This window comes from Cellulosimicrobium sp. TH-20 (genome assembly GCF_002105775.1).
Classification (GTDB): Bacteria; Actinomycetota; Actinomycetes; order Actinomycetales; family Cellulomonadaceae; genus Cellulosimicrobium; species Cellulosimicrobium funkei.
The window spans coordinates 3,431,705-3,449,083 of sequence record NZ_CP020857.1 but is presented as its reverse complement, the minus strand read 5'-3'; the positions used below and the strand labels follow the sequence as shown (position 1 = coordinate 3,449,083).

15 protein-coding genes and 2 tRNA genes are annotated in these 17,379 nt (G+C 73.8%); 10 read left to right on the top strand and 7 right to left on the bottom strand.

Annotated elements, in window-relative coordinates; genetic code table 11:
- Positions 1-24: 24 nt before the first annotated feature.
- Entirely contained in the window at positions 25-2,079 is a 2,055-nt protein-coding gene (locus B8281_RS15350) for a M13 family metallopeptidase (protein ID WP_085388157.1), read from the bottom strand.
- 60 nt (positions 2,080-2,139) lie between these two features.
- Here B8281_RS15350 and B8281_RS15345 point away from each other — a divergent pair, with 60 nt between their 5' ends.
- Positions 2,140-2,601 (top strand): ribose-5-phosphate isomerase, encoded by a 462-nt coding sequence (locus tag B8281_RS15345; RefSeq protein WP_021482425.1) that lies wholly within the window; start codon positions 2,140-2,142, stop codon positions 2,599-2,601.
- A gap of 1 nt (position 2,602) precedes the next feature.
- A complete protein-coding gene (locus tag B8281_RS15340; protein WP_085388156.1) occupies positions 2,603-3,610 on the top strand; it encodes an Fpg/Nei family DNA glycosylase in 1,008 nt (335 codons plus the stop codon).
- Positions 3,611-3,647: 37 nt separating this feature from the next.
- Here B8281_RS15340 and eis read toward each other — a convergent pair whose 3' ends face one another.
- Positions 3,648-4,988 (bottom strand): enhanced intracellular survival protein Eis, encoded by a 1,341-nt coding sequence (gene eis, locus B8281_RS15335; RefSeq protein WP_085388155.1) that lies wholly within the window; start codon positions 4,986-4,988, stop codon positions 3,648-3,650.
- Positions 4,989-5,055: 67 nt separating this feature from the next.
- Between eis and B8281_RS15330 the strand changes: the two genes are divergently transcribed.
- Positions 5,056-5,448: an MGMT family protein gene (locus B8281_RS15330; protein ID WP_085388154.1), complete on the top strand. Its 393-nt coding sequence runs from the start codon at positions 5,056-5,058 to the stop codon at positions 5,446-5,448.
- Between the two features lie 19 nt (positions 5,449-5,467).
- Here B8281_RS15330 and B8281_RS15325 read toward each other — a convergent pair whose 3' ends face one another.
- From B8281_RS15325 to B8281_RS15310, 4 genes are all read right to left on the bottom strand, one after another.
- Positions 5,468-6,517 carry an LLM class F420-dependent oxidoreductase gene (locus B8281_RS15325; protein WP_085388153.1) on the bottom strand — a complete coding sequence of 350 codons (1,050 nt, stop codon included), beginning with the start codon at positions 6,515-6,517 and terminating at the stop codon, positions 5,468-5,470.
- A gap of 181 nt (positions 6,518-6,698) precedes the next feature.
- Positions 6,699-7,328, bottom strand: coding sequence for a serine O-acetyltransferase EpsC (gene epsC, locus B8281_RS15320; RefSeq protein WP_051028395.1), 630 nt, complete (start codon positions 7,326-7,328; stop codon positions 6,699-6,701).
- Position 7,329: 1 nt separating this feature from the next.
- The gene (gene cysK, locus B8281_RS15315; RefSeq protein WP_021482934.1) at positions 7,330-8,265 is read right to left on the bottom strand and encodes a cysteine synthase A; all 936 of its coding nucleotides are present in this window, start codon (positions 8,263-8,265) and stop codon (positions 7,330-7,332) included.
- Between the two features lie 454 nt (positions 8,266-8,719).
- Positions 8,720-8,790 (bottom strand) — tRNA-Gly (locus B8281_RS15310).
- Positions 8,791-8,978: 188 nt separating this feature from the next.
- Between B8281_RS15310 and B8281_RS15305 the strand changes: the two genes are divergently transcribed.
- The 6 genes from B8281_RS15305 to clpX all read left to right on the top strand — a co-directional run bounded on the left by B8281_RS15305 (position 8,979) and on the right by clpX (position 14,804).
- A tRNA-Pro gene (locus tag B8281_RS15305) sits at positions 8,979-9,052 on the top strand.
- Between the two features lie 85 nt (positions 9,053-9,137).
- A complete protein-coding gene (locus B8281_RS15300) occupies positions 9,138-10,094 on the top strand; it encodes a DMT family transporter (RefSeq protein WP_085388152.1) in 957 nt (318 codons plus the stop codon).
- A gap of 167 nt (positions 10,095-10,261) precedes the next feature.
- Positions 10,262-11,671 (top strand): trigger factor, encoded by a 1,410-nt coding sequence (tig, locus tag B8281_RS15295; RefSeq protein ID WP_085388151.1) that lies wholly within the window; start codon positions 10,262-10,264, stop codon positions 11,669-11,671.
- A 242-nt stretch (positions 11,672-11,913) separates the two neighbouring features.
- Positions 11,914-12,561, top strand: coding sequence for an ATP-dependent Clp protease proteolytic subunit (locus B8281_RS15290; RefSeq protein WP_044144211.1), 648 nt, complete (start codon positions 11,914-11,916; stop codon positions 12,559-12,561).
- Between the two features lie 37 nt (positions 12,562-12,598).
- Positions 12,599-13,315, top strand: coding sequence for an ATP-dependent Clp protease proteolytic subunit (locus B8281_RS15285; protein WP_021482022.1), 717 nt, complete (start codon positions 12,599-12,601; stop codon positions 13,313-13,315).
- 202 nt (positions 13,316-13,517) lie between these two features.
- Positions 13,518-14,804, top strand: a complete 1,287-nt coding sequence (clpX, locus tag B8281_RS15280) for an ATP-dependent Clp protease ATP-binding subunit ClpX (protein WP_085388150.1) — start codon at positions 13,518-13,520, stop codon at positions 14,802-14,804.
- Between the two features lie 119 nt (positions 14,805-14,923).
- On the opposite strand, the gene B8281_RS15275 is transcribed toward clpX, so the two are convergent.
- On the bottom strand, positions 14,924-16,741 hold the full coding sequence (locus tag B8281_RS15275) for a long-chain fatty acid--CoA ligase (protein ID WP_085388149.1): 1,818 nt from the start codon (positions 16,739-16,741) through the stop codon (positions 14,924-14,926).
- Between the two features lie 107 nt (positions 16,742-16,848).
- On the opposite strand from B8281_RS15275, the gene B8281_RS15270 reads away from it, so the two are divergent.
- A complete protein-coding gene (locus tag B8281_RS15270; RefSeq protein ID WP_085388148.1) occupies positions 16,849-17,199 on the top strand; it encodes a chorismate mutase in 351 nt (116 codons plus the stop codon).
- The last annotated feature ends 180 nt before the right edge of the window (positions 17,200-17,379 follow it).

Genomic DNA, 17,379 nt, shown 5'->3' with positions numbered 1-17,379 from the left:
CGCGGGCCCTTCGTGCGTCCGGCGTCACCAGATGCGCACGCGCTCCTCGGGGGCGAGGTAGAGCGCGTCCCCCGGCTGCACGTCGTAGGCGTCGTAGAACTCGTCCACGTTGCGCACGACCCCGTTGCAGCGGAACTCGTTGGGCGAGTGCGGGTCGGTCGCGATGCGGCGCACGACCTCCTCGTCCCGGCCCTTCGACTGCCACACCTGGGCCCAGCCGAGGAACACGCGCTCGATGCCCGTGAGCCCGTCGACGACGGGCGCGTCCTCCAGGGGACGGCCGAGCGCGATGCGGTACGCCTTGAGCGCGATCGACAGGCCGCCGAGGTCGCCGATGTTCTCACCGATGGTCAGCGCGCCGTTGACGTGCGGGCCGTCCTCGCCGAGCTGGGCGGGGCGGTACGCGTCGTACTGGGCGACGAGCGCCGTCGTGCGCTTCTCGAACTCCTCGCGGTCGCGCGCCGTCCACCAGTCCTCGAGGCGGCCCGCGCCGTCGTACTTGGAGCCCTGGTCGTCGAAGCCGTGACCGATCTCGTGGCCGATCACCGCGCCGATGCCGCCGTAGTTCACGGCGTCGTCGGCCTCGGGGTCGAAGAACGGGGGCTGCAGGATCGCGGCGGGGAAGACGATCTCGTTCATGCCCGGGTTGTAGTAGGCGTTGACCGTCTGGGGCGTCATGAACCACTCGTCGCGGTCGAGCGGGCGCCCGATCTTGCCGAGCTCGCGGTCCTGCTCGAACGCGTGGGCGCGGCGCACGTTGCCCACGAGGTCGTGCGCGTCGACGACGAGCGCCGAGTAGTCGCGCCACCGCACGGGGTAGCCGATCTTCGGCGTGAAGGCCTCGAGCTTGGCGAGCGCCTTCTCCTTCGTCTCGTCCGTCATCCAGTCGAGCGTCGTGATCGACTCGCGGTAGGCGGCCACGAGGGAGGCGACGAGCTCCTCCATGCGCGCCTTGTGCGCGGGCGGGAAGTGCCGCGCGACGTACTGCGCGCCGACGGCCTCGCCGAGCGCGCCCTCGACGACGGAGACGGCGCGCTTCCAGCGCTCGCGCACCTCCTGCGCGCCCGACAGCGTGCGCCCGTAGAAGTCGAAGTTCGCCTCGACGAGGTCGTCGGAGAGGTAGGGCGCCCGGGCGGTGACGAGGTGGTACACCATCCACAGCTTCCAGTCCTCGAGCGGCTCGCTCGCCCAGAGCTCGGCGAACCCGGCCGCGAAGTCCGGCTCGCGGACCACGACGTCGTCGAGCGAGCCCTGCGGCGCGCCGAGCGCGAGGACCCAGGCGCGCCAGTCGAACCCGGGGGCCTCCTCGACGAGCGCGGCGAGCGTCCGCGGGTTGTACGTGAGGTCGGCGTCGCGGTCGCGCACGACGTCCCAGTGCTTCGCGGCGAGCCTCGTCTCGAGCGCCATGATCCGCTCGGCGGCGTCCTCGGGCGTCGCGCCCCACGTCTCGGACGTGACGCCCGCCAGCGCGAGCATGCGCGCGACGTGCGGCACGTACTTCTCGCGGACGGGGGCGTACTGGTCCTCGCGGTAGTACGCCTCGTCCGGCAGGCCGAGCCCGGACTGGTAGAGGTAGGCGACGTACCGCTCGGGGTCCTTCGCGTCGTTGTCGACCCAGAAGCCGACGGCGCCCGCGCCGCCCGTGCGCTGGAGGGCGCCGAGCGCCCCGGTGAGCTCGGCCTGCGTCGTGGCGGACGCGATGAGCGCGAGGTCGGGCTGCAGCGGCGTGGTGCCGAGCGCCTCGATCCGCTCGGTGTCCATGAAGCTCGCGTAGAGGGCCCCGACCTTCGCCGCGTCCGGCCCGACGTCCGCGCCGCCCGCCGCGACCTGCTCCCCGAGGTCCGTGATGATCTCGCGGACGTGCACCTCGGCCTGGTCGTGGAGCGCCCGGAACGCGCCGTCCATCGCGCGGTCGGCGGGGATCTCGTGCGTCGCGAGCCAGCGGCCGTTGACGTGGCGGTACAGGTCGTCCTGCGGGCGGACCGCGGGGTCCAGCGCGTCGAGGTCGATGCCGGAGCGCGCCGCGTCGGCCGGGCCGGACGAGGACGGAGGCGTGGACGTCGGGGAGGTCTGTGTCATGCGTCTCAGGCTACGGCCTCACCCCGGCGGCGAGGGGGCCCGCTGGGGCATGATGAGCCCATGCGCGTTCACATCGCCGCGGACCACGCCGGCTACGAGCTCAAGACCCATCTCGTCGAGCACCTGGGGGCGGCGGGTCACGACGTCGTCGACCACGGTGCCCACACCTACGACGCGCAGGACGACTACCCGTCGTTCTGCTTCGCGGCGGGCGAGGCGGTGGCGGCGGAGCCCGGCTCGCTGGGCGTCGTCATCGGCGGCTCGGGCAACGGCGAGCAGATCGCGGCGAACAAGGTCGTCGGCGTGCGCGCGGCGCTCGCCTGGAACCTGGAGACCGCGCGCCTCGGGCGCCAGCACAACGACGCGAACGTCGTCGCGGTGGGCGCGCGCCAGCACTCGGTGGACGAGGCGGTCGCGCTCGTCGACGCGTTCCTCGCGGAGCCGTTCAGCGGCGACCCGCGCCACCAGCGCCGCATCGACCAGCTCGCGGCGTACGAGGCGGCGCGCGGCACCTCGGCCTGACGTGCCCGAGGGCCACACCGTCCACCGCCTCGCGCGCGCCTTCGGCGAGCTGTTCGCGGGCGAGCCGCTCGCGGTGAGCAGCCCGCAGGGCCGGTTCGCCGCGGGAGCCGCCCTGCTCGACGGCCGCGTGCTCGTCGCGAGCGAGGCGTGGGGCAAGCAGATGTTCCTCGGCTTCGCTGGGCCGGGCGGCGCGTCCGACGACGTCCGCTGGCTCCGCGTGCACCTCGGCCTCTACGGGGCGTGGACGTTCGCGGGCGACGGCAGCACCGCCGTCGTGCACGCGATCGGCGCGCCGCGGCGCCGGATCGGTGAGCGCGAGACCGTCCCGGCGGGCCCGGGGGAGGTGCCCGGCGCGCCCGACGACGGCTGGTCGCCCCCGCCGCCGCGCGGCGCCGTGCGCGTCCGGCTCGTCGGCGCGCACGCGGTCGCGGACCTCACCGGCCCGACGGCGTGCGAGGTCGTCACGGACGACGAGAAGCGTGCGGTCGAGGACCGGCTCGGGCCGGACCCGATCCGCGACCCGGGCCCCGGCGAGCCCGACCCGCGCGACGCGTTCGTCGCCGCGGTGCGGCGCTCGCGCAGCCCCGTCGGGCTGCTCCTCATGAACCAGGACGTCGTCGCGGGCGTGGGGAACATCTACCGCGCGGAGGCGCTGTTCCGGGCCGGGCTCGACCCGATGCGCCCCGGTCGCGACGTGCCCGCGGAGGACCTGCGGACGTTGTGGGACGACCTCGTCGTGCTCATGCACGACGGCGCGCGCACCGGCGCGATCGTCACGACGCGCCCCGAGCACCGCGACGACGGCGCGGGGGAGGCCCCCGACGAGGCGGCGACCGGGCGGCGGCGCGTGCGGCAGAACACGGACGTCGCTCCCGGCGCCGTGCCCGCGGACGAGGCGTTCTACGTGTACCACCGCGACGGGCTGCCGTGCCGGGTGTGCGGCACGCCGGTGCTCCTCAAGGAGCTCGCGGGGCGCAACCTCTTCTGGTGCGGCGTCTGCCAGGCGTGACGGCGGGCGCACCCGGGACCCGGGTGCGCCCGACCGGTCAGAACACCCAGCTGCACACCGGGGCGACGGGCCAGCCGAGGGCCGCGCTCGTGCGCGCGAGCGCGCCGGGGGAGTGCTCGGTGACGAGACCTGCCGCGCCGAGGGCCGCGAGCGACGTCCCGCCCAGGTAGGTCGCGCCGAGCTCGCGCACGTCGAGGGAGACGTCCGCCGCGTCGTCGGTCCGCTCGGCCGTCGCCGGGCCGAAGGCCTCGGCCCGCAGCCGCCAGCGCCCCGCGTTGTCGGGCAGGCGCTCGTCGGTCACGTGCAGCACGACGTCGACGTCCGCCGCGTACCGGCGCGCGGCGAGCGCGCCGGGCACGTCCACGACCCGCACCCAGAGGTTGTCCGCGAGGCGCGGCGACGCGGAGCGCGGGTCCACGAGCAGGCTCGTGACGACGTCGTCCACCGGCAGCATGAAGGGCGTCACCTCGTGCGTGAGGTCGAGGTCGGTGAGCACGCCCCACAGAGCGCGGGCGGCCGCGGCGTCGAGCGCGACGACCTCGCCCGTGCTCACCGGGCCGCGCGGGCCCGTGGCCTCCCACGAGAGCTTGCGGTGGAAGCGCGCGTACCCGCGCGGCTCGCCGTCGAGCTCGACGATCGCGATGCGCGTGGGCTCGCGGTCCTTGCGCCAGACCTTGGCGTCGTCCCAGAACGTCGCCTGGAGCTCGGGGGTCTCACGCGTCGCCCACCCCGGACGGTTGATCCCCGCGCCCTGGCCCGTCGGGTCCGCGCCCGCGCGCTCGTGGATCGACGCGACGAGCTCGCCGTGCCGCGCGCGGTCCGCGCGCTCGATCCGGACGGTGTGCCGCTCCGCGCCCGGGACGTCGCGCAGCGCGACGCCGCGCGGGACGGTGAGGCGCACGTCGTCGGCCGCCTTGCCGTACCCGAACCGGCCGTAGATCGCGGCCTCCGCCGCGAAGAGCGCCGAGACCGGCTCGCCCCGCTCGCGGCACCGGGCGAGGTGCGTGTCGATCATCGCGCTGAGGATGCCGCGCCGCCGGTGCGCGGGGTGGACGCCCACCCAGGTGAGGCCCGCGACCGGCGCGGTCGCGCCGGGGACCGGGAAGCGCGCGAACGGGTACGACGCGTGCATCCCCACGAGCTCGCGCCGCACGGGGCGCGCGCCGTCGACGGGCGGCGTGTCCGCGTCCTCGCGCTCGACCGTCACGCCGAGCGCGCGCTCCCAGGTCAGCGGGAACGGGAGGTCGACGAGCTCGTCGACCTCGACGGGCGAGGGGAACGTGGTGGTGTCGAGGTCGAGCACGTCGCGCAGGTCGGCGGACGTGAGGGGGACGAGCTCGTAGCCGTCGGGGAGGCGTGCGGGTCGGTGGTCGCTCATGCCCCCGATCCTCCTGTCCCGGGCCGTGCTCGCGCCAGGACATTCGCGACGGCTAGGGTCGGGCGCCATGGCACGACGCACCCCCGGACGCGGCGGCGACGACGACCGCGCCGACCCGCGCGCGCTCGCGCAGGAGTACGCGACCGCGGTGCTCGACCTCGTGCGGCGCGTCCCGCCCGCACGGGCCATGACCTACGGGCTCGTCGCGGAGATCGTCGCGGAGTCGCTGGGGCGGGGCGGCCCGCGCCAGGTCGGGCAGGTGCTCGCCGGGTCGTCCGGGGTGGACGACGACGGCGCCCCGGTGCCGTGGTGGCGGATCGTCAACGCGGCGGGGTCGCCGCCCGCGCACCACCTCGACGCGGCGCTCGCGGAGCTCCGCGCCGAGGGGTGCCCGCTGTCGCGAGACGGGCGTCGCGTGGACCTGCGCCGGGCCGTGTGGTTCCCGGACGCCGACGGCTGACCGCGCGGCGCCCGTCCGGTCAGCCCGGGGTCGGTGCCGCGAGGAGCGGGGCGAGCGTCTGCACGGCCGTCGCGTCGCCCTGGACGAGGAGCGTCGTCACCGCCGTCTCCCGCCACGCCGCGAGGTCGCGCGCGATCTTCTCGGGCGGGCCGACGAGCGCGACGTCCTCGACCATCGCCGTCGGGACGGCGGCGGCCGCAAGGTCCTTGCGGCCCGCGAGGTAGTGCGCCTGGATCTCGTCGCACGCCTCGGCGTACCCGAGGCGGTCGAGCGCGTCGCGGTGGAAGTTCGCCCCCTTGGCGCCCATCCCGCCGACGTACAGCGCGAGGAACGGGCGCACCTGGTCCGCGGCCTGCTCGACGTGCTCGCGCACGACGACGGGGACGGTCGCGCTCACCTCGAACGCGGACTCGGGCGAGCGCTCCGGCGCGCGGCGCGCGAAGCCGTCCGCGAGGAGCTCGCGGAACGTCGCGTCCATGCGCGGCGAGTAGAACAGCGGGAGCCACCCGTCCGCGATCTCGGCGGCGAGCGCGATGTTCTTGGGCCCCTCGGCCGCGAGGTGGATCGGGAGGTCGGCGCGCAGCGGGTGGACGGTCGAGCGCAGCGGCTTGCCCAGTCCCGTCCCGACGCCGTCGGGCAGGGGGAGGGGGTAGTGCGGGCCGGACGACGTCACGGGCGCCTCCCGGCGCAGGACGTCGCGCACCACCTGCACGTACTCGCGGGTCCGTGCGAGCGGCCTCGCGTACGGCTGGCCGTACCAGCCCTCGACCACCTGCGGCCCGGAGACGCCGAGGCCGAGGACGAACCGGCCGCCCGAGAGGTGGTCCATCGTCAGCGCGGCCATCGCCGTCGCGGTCGGGGTGCGCGCGGAGACCTGCGCGACGGCGGTCCCGAGGCGGATGCGGGTCGTGCGCGAGCCCCACCACGCCAGCGGCGTGAACGCGTCGGAGCCGTAGGCCTCCGCGGTCCAGACCGAGTCGACGCCGAGGCGGTCGGCCGCGACGACCGCGTCCTGGATGCCGTCGGGGGGACCGGCGGACCAGTAGCCGGTGTGGATGCCGAGGCGCATGCGCGCTCCTCCTCGTCGAGGGTCGTGGTGCCGGGACCGGCTGCCACGGACGGGCGGCTGCGGCCGGCGGTGAGCGGGCGGTACCCGAGGACGCACCGGGCAGGGGGTATCCGGTACGCGCGGTCTCAGGTACCGCCCACGACCACACTAGCCGATCCGGGGCCGCCCCCCGGCGTCCTCCTCAGATGACGTACTCGATGAGGAGCGAGGGGTCCTCGACGGCCTCCCGCGCGGCGGGCGCGCCCGCCGGCATCCGGACGGTGGCCGGCACGCCGACGGCGACCGCGCCCGCGGGCACGTCCTTGACGACGACGGCGTTGGCCCCGACCTGGACGTCGTCGCCGACCCACACCGGGCCGAGGATCTTCGCCCCGGCGCCGACGACGACCCGGTCGCCGAGCGTGGGGTGCCGCTTGCCCCGCTTCATCGAGCGCCCGCCCAGCGTCGACGTGTGGAACAGCACGACGTCGTCGCCGACCACGGCCGTCTCGCCCACGACGACGCCCATCCCGTGGTCGATGAACAGGCGTCGGCCGATGCGCGCGCCGGGGTGGATCTCCACGCCGGTGAGTGCACGCGCCGCCTGCGACACGAGCCGCGCCGGCAGGCGCAGCAGCGGCTCGCGCCACATGCGGTGCGCGAGCCGGTAGGCCCACACGGCGTGCACGCCGGGGTACGCGAGAGCGACCTCGAGGCGGCTGCGCGCGGCGGGGTCCCGCCGTCGGGCCGCCTCGAGGTCCTCGCCGAGCACGCGCACGAACCGGCGCAGCCGGTGGCCGGCCGTCCGTGCGCGGGGGTGGGGGTCGGTCACGTCAGTCCAGCAGGTCGGCGTAGAGGACGGAGGACAGGTAGCGCTCGCCGAACGACGGGATGATCGTCACGATGAGCTTGCCCGCGTTCTCGGGACGCGCGGCGAGCTGCAGCGCGGCCGCGATCGCGGCGCCCGACGAGATCCCGACGAGCAGGCCCTCCTCCTTGGCGGCGCGGCGCGCGTACTCGACGGCGGTCTCGGCGTTGACGTCGATCACCTCGTCGTAGACCGAGGTGTCGAGGATCTCGGGCACGAAGTTCGCGCCGATGCCCTGGATCTTGTGCGGGCCGGGCTGGCCGCCGTTGAGGATGGCCGACTCCTCCGGCTCGACGGCGACGATCTGCACGCCGGGCTTGCGCTCCTTGAGCACCTGGCCGACGCCCGTGATGGTGCCGCCCGTGCCGATGCCCGCGACGACGATGTCGACCGCGCCGTCGGTGTCGGCCCAGATCTCCTCGGCCGTCGTGCGGCGGTGGATCTCCGGGTTCGCCTCGTTCGCGAACTGGCGGGCGAGGATCGCGCCCTCGCGCTCGGCGACGATCTCGTCCGCGCGGCTGACCGCGCCCTTCATGCCCTCGGAGCCCGGCGTGAGGATGAGCTCGGCGCCGAACGCGCGCAGCAGCGCGCGGCGCTCCTTCGACATCGTCTCCGGCATCGTGAGCACGACGTCGTACCCGCGCGCCGCACCCACCATCGCGAGCGCGATGCCGGTGTTGCCGGACGTCGCCTCGACGATCGTCCCGCCCGGCTTCAGCTCGCCGGACGCCTCGGCGGCGTCGATGATCGCGACGCCGATGCGGTCCTTGACCGAGTTGGCGGGGTTGTAGAACTCGAGCTTGCCCACCACGGTGGCGCCGAGGCCCTCGGTGAGCTTGTTGAGCCGGACCAGCGGGGTGTTGCCGACGAGCTGCGTGACGTCGTCGTAGATGCGTGCCATGTCTTCCTCTTCTGTCGACGGCTCGGGGTGAGCCGGGTGGGGGGTACCGATGGGGGGCGGGACGCGCCCGGTGGCCGGGGTCCAGCGTCTCGCGGGGGCGGCGCGGGCGCGCGCGGGCGACGGGACGGGCTCGGGCGGGACGAGGGGCGTGCGCGAGCGTGCCGGGGCACGCGGGGACGGCCGTCGTCAGCGGCAGCCGAGACAGCGACAACAGGAGGTGCGCGGCGCGGCGCGGTGCAGCGATGCAGGACGCGCGGTCGTCGCGGTCATTCCTCGCTCCTCCTGGTCGGTCGCGCCGGGGGAGTCGCCCGGAGCTCCGGGCGGGCCGACGGCGCGCGTGCCCCGAGGCTATCGGTCCGCGGCGCGGCCCTGCAACGCCGTCCGCGGCGCCCGGGAACGACGACGGGCGCCGCGCCGGGGAGGCGGGGCGCCCGTGGGGTCGTGGGACGAACGGAGCGGGCGACGGGAATCGAACCCGCGTAGCCAGTTTGGAAGACTGGGGCTCTACCATTGAGCTACGCCCGCGCGGGCCTCGGCTCGCCCGGCGGTCGGCCTGTGCGGCCGCCCGGGACGGCGTGCCACCGACCTGCGGCCGCCACCCTAGCAAACGTCGGCGGGCCGCCCGTGCCGCGGCGTTCCCCGCGCGGCGGCCCGTCGGTCGCGCCCCGTCCCGCCAGTACACTTGCCCCTGGTCCGCGCGCCGTGGCGGACGACGGGGTGTGGCGCAGGTTGGTAGCGCGTCCGCTTTGGGAGCGGAAGGTCGCAGGTTCAAATCCTGTCACCCCGACCTTCGCGCGGCGCCCTGCGGGGCGCCGCGGGACGTCGTCGACGTCCGGGCCGCCCTGGCGGTCCCGTCCCCGGGGAGGTGCCCGTTGACCCCGTCCTCCGCGACCGCCGGTCCGGCGGCCCGCGTGACCCTCGCCGCGCTCGTCGCCGCGGGCAGCGGTGCGGTCCTCTCGCTCCAGGGACGCCTCAACGGCGACCTCGGGGCGGCGGGCACGGGGCCCGTCCTCGCCGCGTGGCTCTCCTACGTGGGCACCCTCCTCGCGACCGTGCTCGTGGTGGTCGCCCGCCGCCGCGTCCGGTCCACGCTCGCCGTCGTGCGCTCGTCCGCCTCGTGGTGGTGGTTCGCCGTCGGGCTGTGCAGCGTGCCGATCGTCGTCGCCATGGCTGCCGGCATCCCCCTCGTCGGGGTCGCGGTCGCGTCCGTCTGCTCCGTGGCCGGCCAGACCGTCGCCGGGCTCGCGCTCGACGCGCGAGGCGTCGGGCTGCCCGCGCCGCTGCGGCTCACGCCGCGCCGTGCGGGCGCCGGCCTCGCGGCGCTCGCCGGTCTGGGCATCGCGGTGCTCGGGAGCAGCGCGGGCGGTCCCGGGTGGGCGGTCGTCGCGGCCGGTGCGGCGCTCTTCGTGGGCGGCGCGGTGCTGTGCGGGCAGCAGGCGGGCAACGGCCGCGTCACGCAGCTCACGGGCGACCCGGTCGTGGCGACCCTCACCTCGGTCACGGGCGGGCTCGCCGGGATCACGCTCGTGTGCGCGCTCGGCGTCCCGTTCGGCGTGCTCGACGGCGTCGTGCTGCCCCCGCAGTGGTGGCTCTACCTGGGCGGGCCGCTCGGGACGGTCGTCACCGTCGCGGCCGCGTTCGCCGTGCGCCACCTCGGCACGTTCGTCCTGACGCTGACCGTCGTCGGGGGCCAGATGGTCATGGCGGTCCTGCTCGACGTGCTCGGCGTCGTGGGGCTGCGCTGGCCGACCGTCGTCGCGACCGCGGTCGTCGCGCTCGCGGTGCTGCTCGTCGTGCCCCGGCCGGGACCACGGCCCGGATCGGGGTGAGGATCGAGGTCGGGATCGAGGGCAGGGTCGGGGTCAGGATCGAGGTCGGGTCCGCGCGTCGGGCGCGCTTGACCGCTCGCGTACGATGGGACGGTTGCCCGTACGCCCGCGTGCGGTGCCGTCCCCGGCCGCCCGCGGCCCGCCCCGATCAGTTGGAGATCATCGAAGTGAAGAGCGCCGTCGAGACCCTGGACCCCACCAAGGTCAAGCTGACCGTCGAGGTGGAGTACGACGAGCTCAAGCCGAGCATCGACCACGCCTACAAGCACATCGCGGAGCAGGTGAACATCCCCGGCTTCCGCAAGGGCAAGGTCCCGCCCCGCGTCATCGACCAGCGCGTCGGCTGGGGCGCCGTGATCGAGCACGCCGTCAACGACGCGCTCTCCGGCTTCTACCGCCAGGCCGCGAGCGAGGAGAACCTGCGCCCCCTCGGCCAGCCCGAGGTCGAGGTCACCGAGATCCCGGCGAAGGCCGGCGAGGGCCAGCTGGTCTTCACCGCCGAGGTCGAGGTCCGCCCCGAGATCACGCTGCCCGCGCTCGACTCGCTCGCGATCACCGTCGAGCCCGCCGAGGTCACGGACGAGGACGTCACCGAGCGCCTCGACGCGCTGCGCGAGCGCTTCGGCACCCTCGTCGGCGTCGACCGTCCCGCGGCCGAGGGTGACTTCGTCGTGCTCGACCTGAAGGCCGAGATCGACGGCGAGGAGGTCGACTCCGTCTCCGGCGTGAGCTACCAGATCGGCTCGGGCAACATGCTCGAGGGCCTCGACGAGGCGCTCACCGGCCTGTCGGCCGAGGAGACGACCACGTTCAACGCGCCGCTGGCCGGCGGCGAGCACGAGGGCAAGGAGGCCGCGGTCACCGTCACCGCCACCTCCGTGAAGCAGCGCGACCTCCCCGAGGCCGACGACGACTTCGCCCAGCTCGCCTCCGAGTTCGACACGCTCGAGGAGCTCACGGCGGACCTGCGCGAGCAGGTCGCGAGCATCAAGACGTCGAACCAGGCCGTCGCCGCGCGCGACGAGCTCCTCAAGGCGCTCAACGACGCCGTCGAGATCCCCGTCCCCGCGGGCGCCGTCGAGGCGGAGGTGCACCGCCACCTCGAGTCCGAGGGCCGCCTGGAGGACGACACGCACCGCGCCGAGGTCACGGTCGAGGCGACCGACGCCCTGCGCAACCAGATCCTGCTCGACACCCTCGCCGAGCAGCTCGAGATCAAGGTCGCGCAGAACGAGCTCCTCGAGTACCTCGTGAGCGCCTCGCGCCAGTACGGGATGGACCCGAACCAGTTCATCCAGTCGCTCGACCAGGGCGGGCAGATCCCCGCGATGGTCGGCGAGGTCGCGCGCTCCAAGTCGCTCGCCGTCGCGCTGCGCCAGATCGAGGTCAAGGACACCGCCGGCAACGTCGTCGACCTGACCGAGTTCATCGGCTCGGACGACGAGGACGCCGCCGCGGACGAGCCCGTCGAGGACGTCGCGGGCGAGCCGGTCGAGGAGGCGCTCGTGGACGACTCGGCCGCCCCCGCCGCCGACGCCCCGGTCGAGGACGACGAGAAGGACGCGACGAAGGCCTGACGCGTCGCCGGCCCCCGGCCGGACGGTCCCCACGACGGCCCGCACCCTCCGCGCGAGGGTGCGGGCCGTCGTCGTCGGCGAAGGGCGTGGTGCCTGGTGCGCCGTCAGCGAAAACGCGGCCTGCCGGGACGAACGGCGGGCACGGACCGCGTTAGGGTCACTGCAGCACGGCTGGACCGGGACGCCGTCCCGGCCGGCCAGGGCAGCGCAGGCGGGGGCGACCCGCGGGAGCGACGAAGGAGATGGATGTGAACGAGCTGTACCTGCCGTCCGACGCGACGGCCCCGGTGAACCGCGCCGAGGGTCCGGGCCTCGGACTCAACGACTCCATCTACAACCGGCTCCTCAAGGAGCGCATCATCTGGCTCGGCTCGGAGGTGCGCGACGAGAACGCGAACGCCATCTGCGCCCAGATGATGCTGCTCGCCGCGGAGGACCCGGACAAGGACATCTGGCTCTACATCAACTCGCCCGGCGGCTCGATCACGGCCGGCATGGCGATCTACGACACGATGCAGTACATCCAGCCCGACGTCGCGACGATCGCCATGGGCATGGCGGCGTCGATGGGGCAGTTCCTGCTCTCGTCCGGCACCAAGGGCAAGCGGTACGCGACGCCGCACGCGCGCGTCATGATGCACCAGCCGTCCGGCGGCATCGGCGGCACGGCGACCGACGTGCGCATCAACGCGCAGCTGATCATGCACATGAAGCAGGTGCTCTCCGAGCTCACGGCCGAGCAGACCGGCAAGCCGCTCGAGCAGATCCTCAAGGACAACGACCGGGACAGCTGGTTCACCGCGCAGGAGGCGCTGGAGTACGGCTTCATCGACCACGTCGTCACCAACGCGTCGTCCGTGACCGGCGGCGGCGGCACCACGGGTTCCTGACCCCGCACCGGACACCAGACTTCACCGAGGAGAACCCGTGAGCTTCAGCGCCGAGTCCCAGTACCTGTCCACCGCCCAGCGCCTCGCCGGCCCTGCGGCCCGCCCCGGCGGCATCGCCCTGCCGGGCGGTGCGCCATCCGCCCGCTACGTGCTCCCGCAGTTCGAGGAGCGCACCGCCTACGGCTTCAAGCGCCAGGACCCCTACACCAAGCTGTTCGAGGACCGCATCATCTTCCTGGGCGTCCAGGTCGACGACGCGTCCGCGGACGACGTCATGGCCCAGCTCCTCGTGCTCGAGAGCCAGGACCCGGACCGCGACGTCATCCTCTACATCAACTCGCCGGGCGGGTCGTTCACTGCGATGACCGCGCTCTACGACACGATGCAGTACATCAAGCCCCAGATCCAGACGGTCTGCCTCGGCCAGGCGGCCTCCGCCGCGGCCGTGCTGCTCGCCGCGGGCCAGCCGGGCAAGCGGCTCGCGCTCCCCAACGCGCGCGTGCTCATCCACCAGCCCGCGATGGAAGGTGGCGGCTACGCGCAGGCGTCCGACATCGAGATCCACGCGAACGAGCTCATCCGCATGCGCGAGTGGCTCGAGGACACCCTCGCGCTGCACTCGGGCAAGTCGGTCGAGCAGGTCCGCCAGGACATCGAGCGCGACAAGATCCTCACCGCCGAGCAGGCGAAGGAGTACGGCCTCGTGGACCAGGTCCTCGAGAGCCGCAAGGCTGTCGCGGTCAACAAGCCGTGACCCGGTCCGCCTGACCACGCGCCGCGCCGCCGTCCCCGCCGGGGTCGGCGGCGCGACACGTTGCGCCCCGTCCGGAGAGCCCACCTGACAACGGGGGCCCCGTGGTGTGGAATGGGGAGCAGGACCCGCTCGGCCGTGCCCGGGCCCCGCGCCGTCGAACCCGACGGGCGGAGGACCGGTCACCGGGACAAGGAGACGCGTAGTGGCTCGTATCTCAGACGGTGCCGACCTGCTGAAGTGCTCGTTCTGCGGCAAGTCGCAGAAGCAGGTCAAGAAGCTCATCGCGGGCCCCGGCGTGTACATCTGCGACGAGTGCATCGACCTCTGCAACGAGATCATCGAGGAGGAGCTCGCCGAGGCGACGGAGCTCGGTCTCACGGAGCTGCCCAAGCCCAAGGAGATCTTCGAGTTCCTCGAGCAGTACGTCATCGGCCAGGACGCCGCGAAGCGGGCCCTGGCCGTCGCCGTCTACAACCACTACAAGCGCGTGCAGGCGGGCGAGCAGGCCAAGCCCTCGAACCCGGACGACGCGGACTACGTGGAGCTGGCGAAGTCGAACATCTTGTTGATCGGTCCGACGGGGACGGGCAAGACGTATCTGGCGCAGACGTTGGCGCGGATGTTGAACGTGCCTTTCGCGATCGCGGACGCGACGGCGCTCACCGAGGCGGGGTATGTCGGTGAGGACGTGGAGAACATTCTGCTGAAGCTGGTGCAGGCGGCGGACTTCGACGTGAAGAAGGCTGAGACGGGCATCATCTACATCGATGAGATCGACAAGGTGGCGCGGAAGGCGGAGAACCCCTCGATCACGCGGGACGTGTCGGGTGAGGGTGTGCAGCAGGCGTTGTTGAAGATCATCGAGGGCACGTCGGCGTCGGTGCCGCCGCAGGGTGGTCGTAAGCATCCGCACCAGGAGTTCATCCAGGTGGACACCTCGAACGTGCTGTTCATCGTGGCGGGGGCGTTTGCGGGGTTGGACGACATCGTGGCGGCGCGGGCGCGCAAGCGGGGTGTGGGTTTTGGTGCGCCGATCGAGACGGGTGCGGGGGAGGACCTGTTCGCGCAGGTGCGCCCGGAGGATCTGCACCGGTTCGGGTTGATCCCGGAGTTCATCGGGCGCCTTCCGGTGATCGCGTCGGTGGCGGCGTTGGACCGGGAGGCGTTGGTGCGGATCCTGACCCAGCCGCGGAATGCGTTGGTGAAGCAGTATCAGCGGATGTTCGCGATCGACGGGGTGGAGCTGGAGTTCACCGAGGGTGCGGTCGAGGCGGTCGCGGAGCAGGCGTTGTTGCGGGGGACGGGGGCGCGGGGGTTGCGCGCGATCATGGAGGAGGTGTTGCAGCAGGTGATGTTCGACGTGCCGTCGCGTGATGACGTGGAGCGGGTCGTGATCACGCGCGAGGTCGTGCTGGACAACGTCAATCCCACGATCGTGCCGCGCACCACGACCGCGCGCGCCCGCACCCCGCGCGAGAAGTCCGCCTGACCCCGACGACCGCCGACCAGGCGATGTAGCTCGGCCGAGCAGGTGGTCCTGGTCCGTCCGGTCACCCGGACGCACCAGGACCACCTGCTCGGCCCGTGACCGGGGCCGACGGTGGGGCTTCAGGCGTCGGCGGCGACCTTCGAGCCGTAGAGCGTGTCGATCGTGTCGGCGAAGTCGTCGATGACCAGGCGGCGCTTCACCTTGAGCGACGGCGTGAGGTAGCCGTTCTGCTCGGTGAAGTCCGTCGTGAGCACGGTGATCTTGCGGATCGACTCGGCTCGGGAGACGGCCTCGTTGGCGTGCGCGACGGCGCGGTCGAGCGCGGCGAGCACGTCGGCGTCGTGCGCGGCCGTCTCGACGTCCATCGGACGCAGGCCGTGCGTCGCGAGCCAGCCCGGCAGCATCTCGGCGTCGAGCGTGACGAGGGCGCCGATGAAGGGGCGCTGGTCGCCCACGACGACGACCTGGCTCACGAGCGGGTGCGCGCGCAGCCGGTCCTCGAGCACGGCCGGCGCGACGTTCTTGCCGCCGGCGGTCACGATGATCTCCTTCTTGCGGCCGGTGATGCGCAGGTAGCCGTCGTCGTCGAACGCGCCGAGGTCGCCGGTGCGGAACCAGCCGTCCTGGAGCGCCTCGGCGGTGAGCTCGGGCTGGTTGCGGTAGCCGCGGAAGATGTGGTCGCCCTTGACCAGGAGCTCGCCGTCCGCGTCGATGCGCAGCGACGTGCCGGGGAACGCGGGCCCGACCGTCCCAATCTTCGTCAGGCCGGGCAGGTTCACGGCCGTGGGGGCCGTGGTCTCGGTGAGGCCGTAGCCCTCGAGGATGCGCAGCCCGACACCGCGGTAGAAGTGGCCGAGCCGCTCGCCGAGCGGCGCGCCGCCGGAGATGGAGTACGTGAGCCGGCCGCCCATCGCGGCGCGCAGCGTCGAGTAGACGAGCCGGTCCGCGACGGCGTGCTGGAGGCGCAGCCCGAGCGCGGGGCCGCCCGGGGCGTCGAGCGCCCGGGACCAGGTGATGGCGACCTTGGCCGCCCAGTGGAAGATCTTGCGCTTGGCGCCGGTCCCGGTCTTCTGCTCGGCGGTGTTGTAGACCTTCTCGAACACGCGCGGCACGGCGAGCAGGAACGTCGGGTGGAACGAGCCGAGGTCCGCGACGAGGTTCTTCGTGTCCCAGGAGTGCGCGAGGACCGCGTTCGACGCGACGACGACGACCTGGATGAACCGGGCGAACACGTGCGCGAGCGGCAGGAACAGCAGGGTGCGTGCGCCGTCGGCGTCGAGGATCTCGGCGAGGCCGGCCCGGCCGTTGAGCGCGAGGTGCACGAAGTTGCGGTGGGTGAGCTCGACGCCCTTGGGGCGCCCGGTCGACCCGGACGTGTAGATGACCGTCGCGAGGTCGTCGACGCGCTGCGCGGCCCGACGGCGCTCGACCTCCGCGGCCGGGACGTCGGCCCCGGCGGCGCGCAGGGCGTCGACGGCGCCGTCCTCGACGACGAGGACGTCCTCCAGGCCGGGCAGGCGGTCGCGCACGGTCGCGACCTCGGCCGCGTGGGCGGCCGTCTCGACGACGGCGAGCCGGACGCCCGCGTCCGACAGGATCCAGTGCACCTGCTCGGCGGACGATGTCTCGTAGACGGGGACGGGCACGGCACCCACGGCCCAGGCGGCGAAGTCGAGGAGGGTCCACTCGTAGCGGGTGCGCGACATGATCGCGACGTGGTCGCCGGGCTCGATGCCGCGCGCGAGGAGGCCGCGGGCGACCGCGACGACGTCGTCCTCGAACTCCTGCGCGGTGACGCGCTCCCACGGACCGTCGGCGGTGGTGCGGCGCTCGACGAGCGTCGCCCGGGGGTCGCGCGCGACACGGTCGGTGAGGAGGGTGCTGATGGTCGCCGTGGGGGAGACCTCGACGAGGCTCGGCGACGTGTGTTCCGTCATGAAACTCTCCGCTGAGTGGGACGGTAGGGAGGGACGGCGAGCCACTTTACTCCGTACTCCGAGTATCGAGTTCCTCGACGCCCGACGGGCACCCCTAGGATCGGTGGGTGACGAACGACCCCGGGCAGCCCGCCGTCCCCGACGAGATCCTCCGCCTGCGCGACAGCATCGACAACATCGACGCGGCGCTCATGCACCTGCTCGCGGAGCGGTTCAAGTTCACGCGCCGCGTGGGCGAGCTCAAGGCGCAGGGCGGGCTCCCGCCCGCCGACCCGGACCGGGACCGCCAGCAGATCGCCCGGCTCACGGGCATCGCGAGCTCCGCCGGTCTCGACCCGGAGTTCGCCGAGCAGTTCCGCGCGTTCATCGTCCACGAGGTCCTCCGCCACCACGAGCGCATCGCCGCCGAGCACGCCGCCGCGGGCGAGGGGACCCCGGTCCTCGACACCTACTCCTGACGGCCCGGCAGCGGGCCGGGCGAGGGTCCGGAGGCCGGCGCGAGGCGCCTCCCGGGCCCGACGCGCGGTGGCGACCCCCGTCGATCTGACGGACCCTGGTGGGGACCCAGGGCGGGCCCCCGGCGTCGGCACCGCCGCGTCGGGCGGCCCTCCCGCCACGCCGACGGACGTCATGAGGTG